The following is a 16,884-nucleotide window of genomic DNA, read 5'->3' on the forward strand; positions in this document are numbered from 1 at the left end:
GTCAGTGAGGTCAGCATGACCGTGAACCCGATCGAACTCGAGATCGTCACCGAGGGTCTGATCTCGATCGTCCGGGAGATGCGTCAGACGATCTTCCGGACCGCCCACTCGCCGGTGATCGCCGACGCGCAGGACTTCTCCTGCGCACTCTTCGACCCCCGGGGCCAGATGGTCGCCCAGGGGCGGGACATGCCCGGCCACGTCATCGCCATGCCCGCCTCGGTGGCCGAGATCTTCGCCGACTTCGCCGACGAGATGCGCCCCGGCGACCTCTACATCGTCAACGACCCGTACCGGGGCGGCAGCCACCTCAACGACGTGACGCTGATCAGCCCGGTCTTCGTCGACGACCAGCTGTTCCTCTTCCCCTGCGTGCGGATGCACTGGGCGGACATCGGCGGGATGACGCCGGGCAGCGTCTCCGGCCAGGCCACCGAGATCCTCCAGGAGGGGCTGCGCATCCCGCCGATCCGCCTCATCGAGCAGGGCCGGCCCAACCGGGCCGCGTTCGACATCGTCTTCGCCAACGTGCGGATGGCCGAGGAGCGCCGGGGCGACCTGGAGTCCAGCATCGCCGCCTGCCGCACCGCCGAACGCCGGCTGCGCGCGATGGTCGACCGGTACGGCGTCGACCTGCTGCTGGAGTGCGTCGCGGCGAACATGGACCGGACCGAGCAGCGGCTGCGCGACATGATCCGCGACCTGCCCGACGGCACCTACCACTACGAGGACTACCTCGACCTCTACACCGACGGTCGGTACGACGCCGCGCTGGTGCGCTGCGCGCTGACCGTCCGGGACGACGAGATCGAAGCCGACTTCCGGGGCTCGACGACGCAGGTGGCGGCCGTGGTCAACTCGTCGCGCGCGATGACCGTCGCCGGGGTGTTCATCGCGGTGAAGTCCGCCCTCGACCCGGGCGGCCTGGTCAACCACGGCGCGTTCCGCCCACTGCGGGTGCACACCGAGCCGGGCACCGTCGTGCACGTGGAGTATCCCGCCCCGGCCAACGCGCACAGCGAGGTCCGCAAGCGGGTCATCTCCTCGGTGATGGCGGCCCTCAGCCAGGTCGCGCCCGACCTGGTCGCGGCCGACCAGTTCGGCACCACCTTCCAGAACCTGATCGGCGGGGTGGACGAGCACACCGGCCGGCCGTACCTCTACTACGACTATCCGGCCGGCGGCAACGGCGGGTTCGCCGAGGCCGACGGGCCGAGCGCGATGAACCCCGTCGACCTGGGGGACATCTCCACCATCCAGTCCGTCGAACGGCTGGAGGCGGAGATCCCGATCCTGGTCGAGGCGTGTGAACTGCGTCCGGCCTCCTGCGGCGACGGCGAACGCCGCGGCGGCCTCGGCACCCTGCGGGCCACCCGGCTGCTGGCCAGCGCCGGGGCGTACTCGGTGCAGACCGACCGGACCACCGTGCCGCCGTACGGGCTGCGCCACGGCGGGCCCGGTGCCCCCACGGTCACCCACATCCGGCGGGCCGACGGCGCGCGGGAGGACTTCGTCACCCCGGGCAAGGTCGCCGGACACCCGATGCGCTCCGGCGACGTGCTGGTGATGGAGTCCGCCGGGGGTGGCGGCTGGGGCGACCCGCTCGACCGCCTGCCCGCCGACGTCGCCGACGACGTGGCCCAGGAGTACCTGACCGGGGCGCAGGCGTACCGGCGCTACGGCGTGGTGCTGGGACCGTCGGGTGACGTCGACGTCGCCGCCACGGTCGAGGCGCGCGTACGGCTCCGCGCCGAACGGTGCTGGCTGCGGACGGTGTCCAGCGCCCGGCCGCCGTACACCGGACGCCGGGGCAGCCGTCGCCTGGCCTACGTCGCACCCGGGGCCGGGCTCGCCGAGGACACCCTCGTGGAGGTGCACGGCGTCCATCCGGCACCGCTGCGGGCCTGGATCCGCCATGACCCGGCGCTCGCCGACGACCAGCTCGCCGTGGACGACGCGGGGCTGCGCATCCTCGGCTGCGACGCCGGCGAGCGTTCCTGGGTGCGGGTGCTGACCGACCGGGAGGAGCAGTCATGAGCAGGGTCTTCCAGTTGCCGGTCGTCCCCACCGGCCGGTCGGCCGGACAGCCGGCCCCCGTGGGCGGACCACCGCCCGCGCCGGCCGCCAACTCCGGGCCGGGCATCGTCGCCGGCTGCCTCAGCCCGCACCCGCCGCACCTGATCTACGCGGAGAACCCGCCGCAGAACGAGCCCCGCTCCACCGGCGGCTGGGAGATGCTGCGCTGGGCGTACGAGCGGCTGCGGCAGCGGATCCGCGAGGTGCACCGCCCGGACGTGCTGATCGTGCACGCCCCGCACTGGATCACCATGGTCGGCCACCACGTGAACTGCGCGCCCAACCCGCGCGGCGTCTCGGTCGAGCCGATCTTCCCGCACCTGTTCCGGTACCACTACGACTTCCGCACCGACGTGGAACTCGGCGAGGCGATCGTCGAGGAGGCGACCGGTCTCGGTCTGGTCACCCGGGCGATGCGCGACCCCCGGGTCCGGGTCGACTACGCCACCATCGGTGCCCTGCACCTGGTCAACCCGGCGTGGGACATCCCGGTGGTGTCGCTGTCGGCCAACAACAACCCGTACTTCTACTCCGACGCGTCACTGGAGGAGATGGAGGTGCTGGGCGAGGCGACCCGGCGGGCCGTCGAGGCAACCGGCCGGCGGGCCGTGCTGCTCGCCTCCAACTCCCTGTCCCACCTGCACTGGCACGAGGAGCCGGAGCTGCCGGAGGACATGGAACGGGAGCACCCGTACAACAACCACCAGTACCGGTGGGACATGAAACTGCTGGAGGCCATCCGGCGCGGCCCGACCGCCCCGCTGCGCGGCCTGATCGGCGAACACATCGAGGCGACCGCGTCGGAGACCAAGGCCGGCAGCCTGACCTGGCTGCTCGCCGCCATGGGCTGGCCGGCCGTGCCGGGGGAGGTCCTCGGCTACGGCACCATCATCGGCACCGGGAACGCGGTCGTGGAGTGGCAGCCGGAGAGGAGCCACCGTGGCTGACCGGACCGGAGTCGTCGCCGGGGCGCTGCTGCCCGGCATGCCCCACCTGCTGGCCAAGGAGCCCGCGCCGAGCTGGGCGGCCCTGGCCGCCGCGACCCGCGACGTCGGGGAGCGGCTGCGCCGGCTGGACCCGGACGTGGTGCTGCTGCTCTCCACCCAGTGGTTCACCGTGCTCGGCCACCAGTTCCAGTGCGACCCGAACCCGCGCGGCGAACACGTCGACGAGAACTGGTACGCGTACGACTACGGCCTGCTCAGCTACGACCTGCACGTCGACGTGCCGTTCACCCAGCGGTGGGCGGGCCGGGTGGCGGCCGACGGCATGCAGGCCCGCCAGACCCGCTACGACGGCTTCCCCATCGACGCCGGCACCATCGTCACCTCGAACCTGCTCGACCCGGACCACCGGCTGCGCTGGGCGCAGGTCTCCTGCAACCTCTACGCCGACGCGCAGACCCTCGCCGACGTGGGACGCGCCGGGGCGGCGGCGGCCCGGGAGGCCGGGCTACGGGCAGCGGTGGTCGTGGTCAGCGGGCTCTCCTCCGGGCTGATCCAGCAGTGGATCGAACCCGACCGGGACCGGATCTCCGACGCCCGGCACGACCAGTGGAACACCCGCGTCCTGGACCTGCTCGTCGCCGGGGACACCGACGGGGCACTCGCGGTCCGCGAGGACTTCGCCCGGCAGGCCCAGGCCGACAGCCAGTTCCGGGCGTTGGCCTTCGCCGCCGGAGCCGGCGCCACCGAGGGCCCCGCCCACCTGCACGCCTACGGACCGATCTGGGGCACCGGCGGCGCCGTCCTGTCCTGGAACCTGCCCTGAAACCCCTGTGAGGAGCAACCATGCGCAACATGGCCGCCGGCTTCGTCGAGGCCGAAGGATTCACCCCGATCTTCGACGCCGTCGACGCGATGGTGAAGGCCACCGAGGTGGAGGTGACCAAGGTCGTCCGCCTCGGTGGGGGGATCGTCGCCGTGGCGCTCCGCGGTGACCTCGCCACCGTCGAGGAGGCGGTGGACATCGGCGAGCGGACCGCCCGCGCCAAGAGCCGCGCGGTGCGTTCCATCGTCTTCGCCAGCCCCTGCGACGCGGTCAGCGCCTTGGCCGTCGACCCCCAACTCGTCGGCAACTGACCGGAGGAGAACCAGACATGTCGTCCGACAACGCGATCGGAATCGTCGAGACCCGGGGGGTGGTGGCCCTGTCCGCCGGGATCGAAGCCATGATCAAGACCGCTGACGTGCGCTGCGTGGCGGTGGAACGGGTCACCAGCGGCTTCCTCGCCGTGGCCGTGCAGGGCACCCTGGCCGCCGTCCGGCAGGCCGTCGCCGCCGGGGAGGCGGCCATCCGCCAGCACGGCGACCTGCGCAGCTCCCAGGTGTACCCGAAGCCGCACCCGACCACCGCGGCCCTGCTGGAGAACCCGGAGTCCGCCCGGATCCGCGAGGTCATGGCCCAGCTGCGCGGGGACTCCTGATGCTGCTCGGTGAGGTCGTGGCCAAGGTGTGGGCCGACCGGATCCTGCCCCCGTTGCAGGGTCGCCGGTTGGTCCTGGTCCGACCGAGGTCCAACGACGCGGCCCGGGCCGACCTGGTCGCCGTCGACCCGCTGAACGTGGGCGTCGGCACCACCGTGCTCGTCGCCACCGACGAGGCGGCGGCGGCGCTCACCGGCCAGGACGGGGTGGACGCCGCCGTCGTGGCACTGGTCGCCGACCCAGCCAACCGGGACGACTGAGGGAGAGGGACACCATGACGGTGTGGGATCCCCGGCTGACCGGGGGCCGGGCCCCGGACGGGCCAGTGCGGCTGCGCAACTTCGTCGGCGGAGAGTTCGTCGACGGCGGCCGGACGTTCACCCGGCGCAGCCCGGTGACCGGCGAGCCGATCTTCGAGGTGGTCGAGGCGTCCGAGGGCACCGTGGACGACGCGGTGGCCGCCGCGCGGGCCGCGCTGCGCGGCCCGTGGGGCCGGACGGGCGAACGGGAACGGGCCGAGGTGCTGCGGCGGATCGCCGACGAACTGGAGCGCCGCTTCGACGACCTGGTCACCGCCGAGGTCGCCGACACCGGCAAGGCGCTCGCCCAGGCCCGGACCCTGGACGTGGCGCGCGGCGCGGCGAACTTCCGGGCGTTCGCCGACGTGGTGGCGACCGCCTCGACGGAGTCGTTCACCACGGTCACCCCCACCGGCGGTCGGGCGCTGAACTACGCGCTGCGCAAGCCGGTCGGTGTGGTCGCGGTCATCGTGCCGTGGAACCTGCCGCTACTGCTGCTCACCTGGAAGGTGGCCCCCGCGCTGGCCTGCGGCAACGCGGTCGTGGTCAAGCCCAGCGAGGAGACCCCCGCCTCGGCGACGCTGCTCGCCGAGGTGATGGCGGCGGCCGGCGTGCCGGCGGGCGTGTTCAACCTGGTGCACGGCTTCGGACCGGGCTCGGCCGGGGAGCACCTGACCCGGCACCCCGGAGTGGACGCGATCACCTTCACCGGCGAGTCGGCCACCGGCAGCGCCATCATGCGGGCCGCCGCCGACGGCGTGAAGGCGGTCTCCTTCGAACTCGGCGGCAAGAACGCCGGCCTGGTCTTCGCCGACGCCGACCTGGACGCGGCGGTCGCCGGTTCGGTGCGGTCCAGCTTCACCAACGGCGGGCAGGTGTGCCTCTGCACCGAGCGCATCTACGTCCAGCGGCCGGTCTTCGAGGAGTTCACCGCCCGGCTCGCGGAGCGGGCCGGTGCGCTGGCGTACGGCTGGCCGACCGACCCGGAGACGGCGACCATGCCGCTGATCTCGCACACCCACCGGGACAAGGTGCTCGGCTGCTACGACCTGGCCCGCGCCGAGGGGGCCGAGGTGCTGGCCGGCGGGGGTGTGCCGGCCTTCGGCGACGCCCGCGACGGCGGCGCGTACGTGCAACCCACCGTGCTCACCGGGCTCGGCCCGAACACCCGCACCAACCAGGAGGAGGTGTTCGGCCCGGTGGTGCACGTCGCCCCGTTCGACGACGAGCAGGAGGCGTTCGCCCTGGCCAACGGCACCCCGTACGGCCTGGCGGCGACGGTGTGGACCCGGGACGTCGGCCGTGCGCACCGGGCCGGGGCCGCCCTGGACACCGGGATCGTCTGGGTCAACACCTGGTTCCTGCGGGACCTGCGCACCCCGTTCGGCGGGATGCGCGCCTCCGGCGTGGGCCGGGAGGGCGGCGTGCACTCGCTGGACTTCTACTCCGAACTGACGAACGTCTGCGTGGACCTGACATGAGCGACGCACACCGGGCCGCGGCCCGGGACCTGACCGAGGCCCGCCGGACCGGCCGGCCCTGCGCGCCGCTGCGCGGCCGGCTGCTGCCCGAGGGGGACGTCGAGGCGGCGTACGCGACGCAGCGCGAGCAGGTGGATGCCTGGCTGGCCGCCGGGCAACGCCGGGTCGGCGTCAAGATCGGCCTGACCTCCCCGGCGGTGCAGGACGCCCTTGGCGTGCACCAACCCGACTTCGGGCTGCTCACCGACGTGATGGCGGTGCCCGACGGGGCGGAGATCCCGCTCGACGGACTGCTGCAACCCCGGGTGGAGGCCGAGGTCGCCTTCGTCCTCGCCGACGACCTCATCGACGAGCGGGTCACCACCGTGGACCTGCTGCGGGCGGTGGACCACGTGCTGCCGGCGATCGAGGTGGTCGACTCACGGATCGCCGGCTGGGACATCTCCATCGTGGACACCGTCGCCGACAACGCCTCCAGCGGGCTCTTCGTCCTCGGTACCGTGCCGCGCCGGCTCGACGGGCTCGACCTGCGGCTGGTGGGGATGGTGCTGGAGCACGCGGGGGAGCCGGTGTCGGTCGGCGCGGGCGCGGCCTGCCTGGGCAACCCGCTGCACGCGCTGGGCTGGCTGGCCACCACGATGGCCCGGGCCGGCGACCCGCTGCGTGCCGGGGACGTGGTGCTCTCCGGGGCGCTCGGCCCGATGGTGCCGGTCACCCCGGGCGCCGGGTACGAGGCGCGGATCTCCGGTCTCGGCAGCGTCCGGGCCTGTTTCACGAAGGGGGACCGGGCATGAGCGTCGGCGTGGCGGTGATCGGCTCCGGCAACATCGGCACCGACCTGATGATCAAGGTGCTGCGGCTGTCGGAGTCGCTGCGGATGGTGGCGATGGTCGGCATCGACCCCGCCTCCGACGGGCTCGCCCGGGCCCGCCGGCTCGGCGTGGCGACCACCGCCGACGGCGTGGACGGGCTGGTGGCGATGCCCGAGTTCGCCGATGTCGGGCTGGTCTTCGACGCCACCTCGGCCGGTGCGCACGCCCGCAACGACGCGGTGCTGCGCGCCCACGGCCGCACCGTGGTCGACCTGACCCCGGCCGCGATCGGGCCGTACGTGGTGCCGCCGGTCAACCTCGACGAGCACCTCGGCGAGCGCAACGTGAACATGGTGACCTGCGGCGGGCAGGCCACCGTGCCGATCGTCGCCGCCGTCGGCCGGGCCACCCCGGTGGCGTACGGGGAGATCGTCGCCTCGATCGCCTCCCGCTCGGCCGGACCGGGCACCCGGGCGAACATCGACGAGTTCACCGAGACCACCGCCCGCGCCATCGAGGTGGTCGGCGGAGCGGCCCGGGGCAAGGCGATCATCGTGCTCAATCCGGCCGATCCGCCGCTGCTGATGCGGGACACGGTCTACTGCCTCTGCCCCGAGGAGGACCTCGACCGCGACGCGGTCACCGACTCGGTCACCGCGATGGTCGCCACCGTCCAGGGGTACGTGCCCGGCTACCGGCTCAAGCAGGACGTGCAGTTCGACCGGGTCGACACGTACGTGCCCGCGCTGGGCCGGCACCTCACCGGGTGGCAGGTCTCGGTCTTCCTGGAGGTCTCCGGCGCCGGGCACTACCTGCCCGCGTACGCCGGCAACCTGGACATCATGACCTCGGCCGCCCTGCGCACCGCCGAGCGCCTGGCCGCCCGGCTCCCGGCCGGGACGAGCGGCGACGGAAGGGGAGCGCGATGACCGACCTCTACCTCCAGGACGTGACCCTGCGCGACGGCATGCACGCCGTCGCCCACCGCTACACCGTCGACCAGGTCCGGACCATCGCCGCCGCGCTCGACGCCGCCGGGGTGGCCGCCGTGGAGGTGGCGCACGGCGACGGCCTCGCCGGCTCCAGCGTCACCTACGGCCACGGCGCCGCGACCGACGCCGAGTGGATCACCGCCGCCGCCGAGGTGCTGACGAGCGCCCGGCTGACCACCCTGCTGCTGCCCGGCATCGGCACCATCGCCGACCTGCGGGCCGCCCGCTCCCTCGGGGTGACCAGCGTCCGGATCGCCACCCACTGCACCGAGGCGGACATCGCCGCCCAGCACATCTCCTGGGCCCGGGAGAACGACATGGACGTCTCCGGCTTCCTGATGATGTCGCACATGGCCGACCCGGCGACCCTCGCCGGGCAGGCCCGGCTGATGGAGTCCTACGGCGCGCACTGCGTCTACGTCACCGACTCGGGCGGACGGCTGCTGATGTCCGACGTCGCCGACCGGGTCGACGCGTACCGGCAGGTGCTGGAACCCACCACCCAGATCGGTATCCACGCCCACCACAACCTCGCTCTCGGCGTCGCCAACAGCGTCGTCGCCGTCGAGCACGGCCGGATCACCGGGGACACCCCGGTGAGTCCGGACGCGCCGCACGGGCGCACCGTACGGGTCGACGCGTCGCTGGCCGGAATGGGCGCCGGGGCCGGCAACACCCCGCTGGAGGTGTTCGCCGCCGTCGCCGACCTGCACGGCTGGGGGCACGGCTGCGACACCTTCGCCCTGATGGACGCCGCCGACGACGTGGTCCGTCCGCTTCAGGACCGGCCGGTCCAGGTCGACCGGGAGACCCTCTCCCTCGGCTACGCGGGCGTCTACTCCAGCTTCCTGCGGCATGCCGAGCGCGCGTCCGAGCGCTACGGCGTGGACGTCCGCTCCATCCTGGTCGAACTCGGCCGACGCCGGATGGTCGGCGGCCAGGAGGACATGATCGTCGACGTGGCGCTGGACCTGGCCGGAGCGATGCGACAAGGAGCACAACAGTGAACGACCCGACACCGGCCGCCGTCCTGGACGAGGCCCAGCGGTCCGCGCGGGCCGTCGCACAGTTCGGCGACGCGCTCGGCCCGGACGTCGCCGACGCCTACGCCGTCCAGGCCGACCTGGTCCGTCGCCGGCTCGACCGGGGCGAACGGCTGGTCGGGCTCAAGCTCGGCCTGACCAGCCGGGCGAAGATGCTCCAGATGGGTGTCACCGACGTCATCTGGGGGCGGCTCACCGACGTCATGCGGATCCCCGACGGCGGCACCGTCGACCTCGGCGTCCACATCCACCCGAAGGTCGAACCGGAAGTCGCCTTCCTGGTCGAGGCGGGCCGGGCCGTCGCCGTCGCCCCGGCCGTCGAGGTGATCGACTCCCGGTACGTCGACTTCCGGTTCACCCTCCCCGAGGTGGTCGCCGACAACACCAGCGCCGCCGGCTTCGTCACCGGGGCCTGGCAGCCGGTCCCGCCGGAGGTGGCGAACCTCGGCGTCCTGCTGGAGATCGACGGCCGGGCGGCCCAGGTCGGGTCGACCGCCGCCATCCTCGGTGACCCCCGCCGGGCCGTCGACGAGGCCGTCCGGCTCGCCGCCGGTCACGACGTGGACCTGCCGGAGCGCTGGATCCTGCTGGCCGGGGCCGCCACCGCCGCCGTGCCGCTGCGGCCGGGCGCGCACGTGCGGGCCGTGGTCGAGCAGCTCGGCACCGCCTCGCTGCGGGCCGTGGCGTGAGCGCCGCCGGTCCGGACCGTGGCGTGAGCGCCGCCGCTGCGGGCGGCCCGGCCCCGGCCGGCCGGTCCGCCGGCCGCGTGGTGCCCGGCAAGGCCACCCCCCGGGGCCGCTTCCCGCACGTCAAGGTCGCCGGTGACTTCCTCTTCGTCTCCGGTACGAGCAGCCGCCGCCCGGACAACACCATCGTCGGCGCCACGGTCGACGAGATGGGCACCACCAGCCTCGACATCGCCGCGCAGACCCGGGCGGTGATCGGGAACCTGCGCGACATCCTGCGCGACCGGGGTGCGGACCTGACGGACCTGGTGCAGGTCACCACGTACCTGACCAACATGAACGACTTCGGTGGCTACAACGCGGTGTACGCCGAGTACTTCGACGAGACGGGCCCCACCCGCACCACCGTGGCGGTGCACCAGTTGCCACACCCGCACCTGCTCATCGAGATCCAGGCGGTCGCGTACCTGCCGCCGGGGTGACCGTCGAGCGGTGACACCGCGTCGCTTCCCCGGCCGGATCGGCCATGTTCCTTCCGTCCTTTGCTCTGCACCCGCCACCGCACCACGGATCTGAGCTGCGGCGGAGCCGGAGTGGGCGGCGTCTCACTGTCGACATCCAGGCGATGGATCGTGAGACGCCCGGCGGCGGGGGACAGTGGCAGCCGCTGTACGGCTGGAAGCTTGTCCGGATGACCCTGTCTGATCTCAGGGAGTACCGGCTGAGTGAGACGGCCGCGTACCCGCTACAGGTTCTGTCGGACGGGTTGCAACTGGCGTTCTCCGACGACCTGTACTTCCTGGACCTGGAGCCCGGTCCTGACGAGTGGTCGCTCGATGTGCTCGCGCAGGCGATCAGGAGCGGTAGTGCCCAGTATGTGATCGCCGGTCAGCTCTCCTTCGACATCCTGGACGGTCCGTTCATCTGAACTGCGGCAGCGCACGGCGGGTCCAGGTGACCCCGGCAGAGGCGCCGGCGGCGTGCAGGGTGCCGCCGGCGTCTGCCGTGGTGACGACCACTCCGGTGTCACCGTTGTCGAGTTGCTAGTTCTGGCTGGGAGTGGTCAGTGTCTGGGCGGGTTGCGCGGTGACCGTGCCGGTGCCGGCGGTGGTCAGGTCCGACACGAGCCACGGGGTGACCGAGGCCGCGCCCCCGACCGTCCAGAGGTCGGGCGTGCCGTCGCCGTCGATGTCGGCGGCACGCAGGTCGAGAGCGGCGTTGGTGTTCCAGTTCGTGGCCAGGTGGAATGCGGTGTGGTCGAGCTGGCCGGTGTCCTGGCTGAAGGTCAGCTCCGTCCACAGGTGAAGTGCGCCGGTGGTGCGGTTCCACAGGAACATGGCGGTGCCGCCACTGAGTTGGGTGGTGGTGATGGTCCAGTTGTTCCAGTCGGTGCCGCCGGTCGGCGTCAGCGCGGTGGTCCGGGTGGCGAGGAAGTAGCCGCCGGGCGTGAAGAAGTTCGGGTAGTAGGTGAGGTGGTGTCCGTTGGTCGCGTCGCCGCTGATCCCGATCAGGTCGGGGATGTCGTTGCCGAGCCGACGGCTGTCCCCGGCGTTGGCGAGCTGGAGAGGCGAGTTGCCGTACTCGTCCAGCAACTGGGCCGAGATGATGGGCTGCTGGTTGCCGCTGAGCTGGGGGTGCAGTGGCGAGCCGTCGCCGGTGCCGCGCAGGATGGTCGCACCGCCGGCCTTGGCGCCGGTCGGGTGGTAGACGAGGATGTCCTGGAAGGACCCGCCGAAGAACCGCCCGGTGGTGATCTGGCTGCCGGTGAAGTCGGCGGGGTCGTTGCCGTCGATGCCGTATCCCCGGATGCCGATGTTGGTGCTGGCCGGGTCGATGCCGGTCGCGGCGTCCCCGGTGGCGAGCCAGAGCCCGGCGGGCAGGGTGTGGGCGCCGCCGACCGTGAGCAGGTCGGCGACCCCGTCGCCGGTGAGGTCCGCGTCGGGGGCGACGGGGGCCGCGCCGGAGTTGAACGTGATGCTGGCGCTCTCCCCGGCGGAGTCACCCGGGAAGAGGCCGTAGACGGTCAGCGTGTTGGTGTACCAGGTCGGCTTGACGGAGATGGTGGCCGCGCCGTTGGCGTCGGCCGGCACCTGCACCGGCGGTCCGGCGTTGAACTGGTAGACGTACGCGTTCGGGGTGGTGCCGTCCGCCTTGGTGACGCTGAACTCGGCCGGCACGCCGATGGTGGTCGGCTCGCTGGGCGGGGTGATGACGGGGCGGGTGATGACCGTCTCGGTGGCGCTTCCGGCCCCGGTCGCCTCGACCGGCTCGCGCGGGTTGGCGGCGGCGGGTGAAGCGGCCGCCAGGACGACACCGGCTACGACGCCGACGAGCGCCGAGGACGCGACGCGCCGGGTGCGCCGGGAAGGGTGGGCTTCAGGCATGGTCAGGGGCTCCCCGTGGCTCGGCTGACGTGAGTGGCGCGAGTAGTACAGCAGCCGACCAGGGGGTCAAGGAAGATCTGAAGTAACCGAAGGTTGTCTACTTGATACCGGCTGCGATCGTTCTGTGGGGCTGCTCGCCGGGTGTGACGACGCCGGCCCGCGTGGGTAGCACGCGGCAGAGGTTGCCGCCGTACACGTCGGCTGCCTCGGCGGGGGAGAGCCCGTCCAGGCCGACCGGGTGCAGGGTCTGCGCGAACGAGACGTGGTCGAGGCTGGGGGAGAAGTCCGAACCCCAGTAGAGGCGCTGCGGACCGAAGGCGCCCAGCAGCACCTCGACGAACGGGCGGGCGCTGTCGTGCGGCCAGGCGTGCGCCGGTTCGCTGATCGCGTACAGGCCGGAGAGCTTGACCCCGACGTGCGGTAGCTCGGCCAGTCCGAGCAGAGGGGCGAGCACCGACGCGGCGGTGTCCCGGCCCGGCGGGACCGGGTGGGCACCGGGCAGGCCGAGGTGGCTGACCAGCACGGTGCAGTCGCCCAGGGCGGCCAGCGCCGGGCCGAGGTGAGCGGTCGCGGCGGGGGTGGCGTTGAGGCTGAGCACCGCGCCGACCCGGTCGAGGTCGGCGGCGGCGTCGCCCAGCCACATGCCGAAGGCCCGGCTGGCTTCCGGGTCGGCCAGGTAGGCCGAAATCCCGACGAACCCTTCGGCCCACCACCGGCGGAGGTCGCTCGGGTCGGTCGGCCCGCCCGGCGGGACGTACGCGACGGGAGCGATCCAGTCGTGGTCGGCGGCGAGTCCGGCGAGGTACGCGTTGTTGCCGACGAACTCCGGCGCGCCCTCGTACCCGACGACGAGTGCCCGGTCGATGCCGTGCGTCCGGCGCAGCGATCCGTAGACGGCCAGCTCGTCGCCGCCGGCCGGGGACCGTCCGTAGCGGCCCGGATACCCGGAGGCGAACAGGTGCAGGTGTGCGTCGGCGCGTTCCATGGCGGGACCCTAACCCACTCCGACCAGGCCATTGACGTGGGAGGACCGCTCGCTTAAGTTCTTGTCTCAATTAGGTCCGGATTATCGGCCGCAGGCGAGGAGTGGAGCCGCGTGGTGCAGGTGCACGAGGACGTTGACGATCTGGTACAGCTGCGTCGGCAGCTTCACCAGCACCCCGAGCTGCGGTTCACGGAACACCGTACGGCGGCTGCCCTGGCCGAGCGGTTGGCTCCCGTCGGCCGGGTCCGGACCGGAATTGCCGGTACCGGTCTGCTGGTCGAGATCGACGGGCGTGCCCCGGGACCCTCGGTGCTGCTTCGGGCCGATATGGACGCCTATCCTGTCCAGGACGCCAAGGAGGCCGACTACGCCTCCACCAACCCCGGGGTCTGCCACGCCTGCGGACACGACGTCCACATGACCGTCGTCTACGGTGTCGCCGCCCGGCTCGCGGCCGACCCGCCCGCCCGGGGGTCGGTCACCCTGCTCTTCCAACCGGCCGAGGAGATCCCGTTCGGCGAAGCGTCCGGCGCCGCCGCGGCACTCGCCGACGAGGCCCTGCGCGGGCGGCGCTACGACGCCGTACTCGGCCTGCACTGCTGGCCCGACCTGCCGGTGGGGACGGTCGGCGTCGACCGGGAGACGGCGATGGCCGCCAAGGACGCCTTCCGGATCGAGGTGCTCGGGCGGGCCGCGCACGCCGCCACCCCCGCCCTCGGCCGGGACGCCATCCTCGGCCTGAGCGGCATCGTCAACCTGCTGCACGCCGGGGTGGCCCGCTCCCGCAACCCGCACGAGCTGGTCGCCTTCAACATCGGCACGATCTCCGGCGGCGCGAGCCAGAGCCAGGTCGCGGCCCACGCGGAGGCCACCGGCACGCTGCGTACCCACGACGAGGCCACCCGCGAGCGGCTCAAGGAGGTCATCGAGCGGATCGCCCGGCAGCAGGCCGCCGCGCTCGACCTGGGCGTGCGGTTCACCTGGGCCAACGAGATGCCCCCGGTCCGCAACGCTGGTTCGCTGGTGCGGCTCGCGCACGTCGAGCTGCCCGGCTCCGTCGAGGTGGCCGACTTGGCCGAGCCGCCGCTGACCACGGACGACTTCGCCCTGCTCGGCGCGCTCGGCCCCAGCCTCTACGTCAAGCTGGGGGTGACCGGCGAGCGCGGCGGCGCGCCGCTGCACTCCGGCTCCTTCGACGTGGACGAGCGCTGCCTCGGGGCGGGAGTGACTGCCCTGGAGCGGCTCACCCGGGCGGTCCTCGACGGCCGGCTCGCGGAGACCGGCGACCCGGTCGCGGCGGACGGCGACCGGGCGGGGACGGACGGCGACCGGGCCACCGCCGTCGGGGCGGTCCGGGCATGAGCCGGTCGGTGGCGGTGGTCGGCGCCGGGGCGTTCGGCGTCCGGCACCTGGCCGCGTACCGGTCGCTCGGCGTGCCGGTGCGGGCGCTGGTCGAGCCGGACGCCCCGACCCGCGAGCGGGTCGCCGCCGAGTACGCGGTGCCGTACACCTACGCCTCCGTCGCCGACCTGCTCGCCGCCGGACGCCCCGACGCGGCCTCGGTCTGCGTACCCGGCCCGGCGCACCGGGCGGTCGCCGTCGACCTGCTCGACGCCGGGGTGCCCGTCCTGGTGGAGAAGCCCCTCGCCGCGACGGTCGACGACGCCGCCGCGATCGTCGTCGCCGCCGAGCGGACCGGCGTGCTCTGCCAGCCCGGCCACATCCTGCGGCACAGCGCCCCGCACCGGGCCCTGTACGAGGCGGTCCGCGCCGGCCGGCTCGGCGACGTGCTCGCCGTGTCGTCCCGCCGGGACCGGCCCCGGACGCTGAGCCGCCTCTTCCCGCGCGAACACCCCGCGCTGCTCACCGCCGTGCACGACATCGACCTGGCGCTCTGGTACGCCGGAGCGCCGGTGGTCGAGGTGCGCGCGGTGACCCGGACCCGACCCGGACCGGCCAGCCCGGTCCTGGTGTGGGCGGAGCTTCGGCACGCCAACGACGTCGTGTCGTCGATCCGCAACAGCTACCTGCTCCCTGAGCACGCCACCAACCACACCTCGGACCTGGTCGAGGTGTACGGCACCGACGGGGTCGCGCACGTCGACCTCGGCCACCCCACGCTGCTCGTCCAGGGCGAGCCGACCGAGGCGCCCGACTGGCTCCTCTCCCCGGCCGACGGCGGCGGCGCGCTCGCCGCCGAGTTGCGGCACTTCCTCGGCCAGGTCGCCGGCACCGAACCGGCGGCGGTGGTCCCGCTCGCCGACGGGTTGCACGTCGTCCGGGTCGCTGAAGCCGTGGTCGACAGCGCCACCGCCGGTGGCGCGGTCCGCCGGATCCCCCCGAGCCCCCCACACGTGACAGGAGCTTCTGCCGATGTTTCGACGTAGATTGGCCGGCGTCGTCGCCGCCGGCACGGCGGTCGCCGCGCTGCTGACCGGCTGCGGCGGCGGTGACGACGCCTCCGACGGCCCGGTCACCCTCAAGGTGCTGACCTGGGAGCCGGGTGGCACCGAGTACTGGAAGCAGGTCAAGACCAGCTTCGAGGCTGCCCACCCGGACATCAAGCTGGAGATGCAGTCCGTCCCGTTCGACAAGTACCCCGAGGTGCAGGGCCCGTACATCACCTCGCAGTCCGGGCCGGACGTGATGGCGAACAACGCCGGGCTGGAGCTGTTCGACCGGCGCGGCGCGTACGTGCCGCTCGGCGACAAGGCCGCCGAGATCAACAAGGATCTGGTCACCTACAGCGGCGCGTGCGAGGGCTTCGACACCGCCAAGCCCTGTTACGGCGTGCCCTTCTCGTACCAGGGCAACGTCCTCTACTACAACAAGGACGTCCTGCGCGCGGCCGGCCTCGACCCGGAGAAGCCCCCGGCCACCTGGGCCGACTTCAGCGCGGCCTGTGACGCGGTGACGAAGTCCGGCAAGACCTGCCTGGCGCTCGGCCTCTCCGGCACCTTCCCGGCCTACTGGGACTTCCCGGAGATCGCCCGTAACTACCTGTCCGAGGAGGACATCCGGGGCCTGCTGGCCGGCACCCTGTCGTGGAAGGACCCGAAGCTGGTGTCCGTCCTGGAGAAGCTGGCCGAGATCACCACCAAGGGCTGGACCAACAAGAACGCCCCGTCGATCACGATGCTGCCCGACGGCGCGGACATCTTCCAGCGCGGGGACGCCGCCTTCGCCGGCACGATCATCTCGGACGCGGTCAACTGGGACGCCTTCGGCAAGGCCCTCGGTGACGACAAGCTGGGCGTCACCCGCTGGCCGACGATCAACCCGGACGCCCCGCTGGCGCAGAAGTTCTCCGGCATCGAGGGCGCCGTCTACGGCGTCACCAAGTGGAGCGAGAAGAAGGAGGCCGGCCTGGAGTTCATCACCTGGCTGGCCGGCAAGGAGAACGGCGAGCTCTGGGTGAAGCACGCCAAGGGCCAGCCGCTGAACAAGAACGTCGACCCGGCGCTGCTGCCCTCGTCCCCGGCGTTCCGCAAGATCCAGGAGCTGGTGGCCGAGCCGACCCTGCACGCCGGTGTGATGCTCTCCGGCCCGGAGGCGGACGCGCTCGCCCGGGGCTGGCAGCAGGTGACCCTGGGCCAGCTCACCGTCGACAAGTGGGCCGAGCAGATGCAGCAGGCGCTGGAGCGCAGTCCCACGAAGAAGCAGGGCAAGTGACCGTACCGGTCGCAGGCGGCCGGCGTGCC

18 protein-coding genes are annotated in these 16,884 nt (G+C 72.9%); 16 read left to right on the forward strand and 2 right to left on the reverse strand.

Going from position 1 to position 16,884, the window contains the following annotated elements:
• The first annotated feature begins 15 nt into the window (after positions 1-15).
• From ACIBJE_RS02595 to ACIBJE_RS02655, 13 genes are all read left to right on the forward strand, one after another.
• Positions 16-2,037: a hydantoinase B/oxoprolinase family protein gene (locus ACIBJE_RS02595; protein WP_396741970.1), complete on the forward strand. Its 2,022-nt coding sequence runs from the start codon at positions 16-18 to the stop codon at positions 2,035-2,037.
• A complete protein-coding gene (locus ACIBJE_RS02600; protein ID WP_396741972.1) occupies positions 2,034-3,023 on the forward strand; it encodes a tRNA U-34 5-methylaminomethyl-2-thiouridine biosynthesis protein in 990 nt (329 codons plus the stop codon). The genes ACIBJE_RS02595 and ACIBJE_RS02600 overlap by 4 nt, the downstream gene beginning before the upstream one ends.
• Positions 3,016-3,846: a 2-amino-5-chlorophenol 1,6-dioxygenase subunit alpha gene (locus ACIBJE_RS02605; RefSeq protein ID WP_396741974.1), complete on the forward strand. Its 831-nt coding sequence runs from the start codon at positions 3,016-3,018 to the stop codon at positions 3,844-3,846. Before ACIBJE_RS02600 ends, ACIBJE_RS02605 begins: the two co-directional genes overlap by 8 nt.
• 20 nt (positions 3,847-3,866) lie before the next feature.
• The gene (locus tag ACIBJE_RS02610) at positions 3,867-4,157 is read left to right on the forward strand and encodes a BMC domain-containing protein (protein WP_396741976.1); all 291 of its coding nucleotides are present in this window, start codon (positions 3,867-3,869) and stop codon (positions 4,155-4,157) included.
• 17 nt (positions 4,158-4,174) lie between these two features.
• Positions 4,175-4,501, forward strand: coding sequence for a BMC domain-containing protein (locus ACIBJE_RS02615; protein ID WP_396741978.1), 327 nt, complete (start codon positions 4,175-4,177; stop codon positions 4,499-4,501).
• Positions 4,501-4,761, forward strand: coding sequence for a EutN/CcmL family microcompartment protein (locus ACIBJE_RS02620; RefSeq protein ID WP_396741980.1), 261 nt, complete (start codon positions 4,501-4,503; stop codon positions 4,759-4,761). Before ACIBJE_RS02615 ends, ACIBJE_RS02620 begins: the two co-directional genes overlap by 1 nt.
• A 14-nt stretch (positions 4,762-4,775) precedes the next feature.
• Positions 4,776-6,281 (forward strand): 2-hydroxymuconic semialdehyde dehydrogenase, encoded by a 1,506-nt coding sequence (locus tag ACIBJE_RS02625; protein WP_396741982.1) that lies wholly within the window; start codon positions 4,776-4,778, stop codon positions 6,279-6,281.
• Positions 6,278-7,075, forward strand: coding sequence for a 2-keto-4-pentenoate hydratase (locus ACIBJE_RS02630; protein WP_396741984.1), 798 nt, complete (start codon positions 6,278-6,280; stop codon positions 7,073-7,075). Before ACIBJE_RS02625 ends, ACIBJE_RS02630 begins: the two co-directional genes overlap by 4 nt.
• Positions 7,072-8,022 (forward strand): acetaldehyde dehydrogenase (acetylating), encoded by a 951-nt coding sequence (locus tag ACIBJE_RS02635; RefSeq protein ID WP_396741986.1) that lies wholly within the window; start codon positions 7,072-7,074, stop codon positions 8,020-8,022. Before ACIBJE_RS02630 ends, ACIBJE_RS02635 begins: the two co-directional genes overlap by 4 nt.
• Entirely contained in the window at positions 8,019-9,092 is a 1,074-nt protein-coding gene (gene dmpG / locus ACIBJE_RS02640) for a 4-hydroxy-2-oxovalerate aldolase (RefSeq protein WP_396741988.1), read from the forward strand. Before ACIBJE_RS02635 ends, dmpG begins: the two co-directional genes overlap by 4 nt.
• Positions 9,089-9,817 carry a 2-keto-4-pentenoate hydratase gene (locus ACIBJE_RS02645; protein WP_396741990.1) on the forward strand — a complete coding sequence of 243 codons (729 nt, stop codon included), beginning with the start codon at positions 9,089-9,091 and terminating at the stop codon, positions 9,815-9,817. Before dmpG ends, ACIBJE_RS02645 begins: the two co-directional genes overlap by 4 nt.
• 23 nt (positions 9,818-9,840) lie before the next feature.
• On the forward strand, positions 9,841-10,296 hold the full coding sequence (locus ACIBJE_RS02650; protein ID WP_396741992.1) for a RidA family protein: 456 nt from the start codon (positions 9,841-9,843) through the stop codon (positions 10,294-10,296).
• 143 nt (positions 10,297-10,439) lie between these two features.
• Complete coding sequence (locus ACIBJE_RS02655) at positions 10,440-10,742, forward strand: hypothetical protein (RefSeq protein WP_396741994.1); 303 nt, start codon at positions 10,440-10,442, stop codon at positions 10,740-10,742.
• Positions 10,743-10,857: 115 nt separating this feature from the next.
• On the opposite strand, the gene ACIBJE_RS02660 is transcribed toward ACIBJE_RS02655, so the two are convergent.
• Together ACIBJE_RS02660 and ACIBJE_RS02665 are read right to left on the reverse strand one after the other, a co-directional pair.
• Positions 10,858-12,198, reverse strand: a complete 1,341-nt coding sequence (locus ACIBJE_RS02660; RefSeq protein ID WP_396741996.1) for a hypothetical protein — start codon at positions 12,196-12,198, stop codon at positions 10,858-10,860.
• A 97-nt stretch (positions 12,199-12,295) separates the two neighbouring features.
• The gene (locus tag ACIBJE_RS02665; RefSeq protein WP_396741998.1) at positions 12,296-13,183 is read right to left on the reverse strand and encodes an amidohydrolase family protein; all 888 of its coding nucleotides are present in this window, start codon (positions 13,181-13,183) and stop codon (positions 12,296-12,298) included.
• 111 nt (positions 13,184-13,294) lie between these two features.
• Here ACIBJE_RS02665 and ACIBJE_RS02670 point away from each other — a divergent pair, with 111 nt between their 5' ends.
• From ACIBJE_RS02670 to ACIBJE_RS02680, 3 genes are read left to right on the forward strand one after another with little or no spacing between them, the layout of a single operon-like run.
• The gene (locus ACIBJE_RS02670; protein ID WP_396742000.1) at positions 13,295-14,545 is read left to right on the forward strand and encodes a M20 family metallopeptidase; all 1,251 of its coding nucleotides are present in this window, start codon (positions 13,295-13,297) and stop codon (positions 14,543-14,545) included.
• Positions 14,542-15,570, forward strand: a complete 1,029-nt coding sequence (locus ACIBJE_RS02675; RefSeq protein ID WP_396742001.1) for a Gfo/Idh/MocA family protein — start codon at positions 14,542-14,544, stop codon at positions 15,568-15,570. Before ACIBJE_RS02670 ends, ACIBJE_RS02675 begins: the two co-directional genes overlap by 4 nt.
• Positions 15,557-16,855: an ABC transporter substrate-binding protein gene (locus tag ACIBJE_RS02680; RefSeq protein ID WP_396742003.1), complete on the forward strand. Its 1,299-nt coding sequence runs from the start codon at positions 15,557-15,559 to the stop codon at positions 16,853-16,855. The genes ACIBJE_RS02675 and ACIBJE_RS02680 overlap by 14 nt, the downstream gene beginning before the upstream one ends.
• Positions 16,856-16,884 lie beyond the last annotated feature (29 nt).

Origin of the sequence: Micromonospora sp. NPDC050187 (assembly GCF_044459745.1) — a bacterium.
In the GTDB taxonomy this organism is placed as follows: Bacteria; Actinomycetota; Actinomycetes; order Mycobacteriales; family Micromonosporaceae; genus Micromonospora.

Excerpts from the sequence above, each read along its gene's own strand:
- ACIBJE_RS02635 (WP_396741986.1), top strand. The coding sequence starts at position 7,072 with ATGAGCGTCGGCGTGGCGGTGATCGGCTCCGGCAACATCGGCACCGAC.
- ACIBJE_RS02630 (WP_396741984.1), top strand. The coding sequence starts at position 6,278 with ATGAGCGACGCACACCGGGCCGCGGCCCGGGACCTGACCGAGGCCCGC.
- ACIBJE_RS02600 (WP_396741972.1), top strand. The coding sequence starts at position 2,034 with ATGAGCAGGGTCTTCCAGTTGCCGGTCGTCCCCACCGGCCGGTCGGCC.
- ACIBJE_RS02620 (WP_396741980.1), top strand. The coding sequence starts at position 4,501 with ATGCTGCTCGGTGAGGTCGTGGCCAAGGTGTGGGCCGACCGGATCCTG.
- ACIBJE_RS02610 (WP_396741976.1), top strand. The coding sequence starts at position 3,867 with ATGCGCAACATGGCCGCCGGCTTCGTCGAGGCCGAAGGATTCACCCCG.
- dmpG (WP_396741988.1), top strand. The coding sequence starts at position 8,019 with ATGACCGACCTCTACCTCCAGGACGTGACCCTGCGCGACGGCATGCAC.
- ACIBJE_RS02625 (WP_396741982.1), top strand. The coding sequence starts at position 4,776 with ATGACGGTGTGGGATCCCCGGCTGACCGGGGGCCGGGCCCCGGACGGG.
- ACIBJE_RS02680 (WP_396742003.1), top strand. The coding sequence starts at position 15,557 with ATGTTTCGACGTAGATTGGCCGGCGTCGTCGCCGCCGGCACGGCGGTC.
- ACIBJE_RS02660 (WP_396741996.1), bottom strand. The coding sequence starts at position 12,198 with ATGCCTGAAGCCCACCCTTCCCGGCGCACCCGGCGCGTCGCGTCCTCG.
- ACIBJE_RS02615 (WP_396741978.1), top strand. The coding sequence starts at position 4,175 with ATGTCGTCCGACAACGCGATCGGAATCGTCGAGACCCGGGGGGTGGTG.
- ACIBJE_RS02665 (WP_396741998.1), bottom strand. The coding sequence starts at position 13,183 with ATGGAACGCGCCGACGCACACCTGCACCTGTTCGCCTCCGGGTATCCG.
- ACIBJE_RS02595 (WP_396741970.1), top strand. The coding sequence starts at position 16 with ATGACCGTGAACCCGATCGAACTCGAGATCGTCACCGAGGGTCTGATC.
- ACIBJE_RS02655 (WP_396741994.1), top strand. The coding sequence starts at position 10,440 with ATGGATCGTGAGACGCCCGGCGGCGGGGGACAGTGGCAGCCGCTGTAC.
- ACIBJE_RS02675 (WP_396742001.1), top strand. The coding sequence starts at position 14,542 with ATGAGCCGGTCGGTGGCGGTGGTCGGCGCCGGGGCGTTCGGCGTCCGG.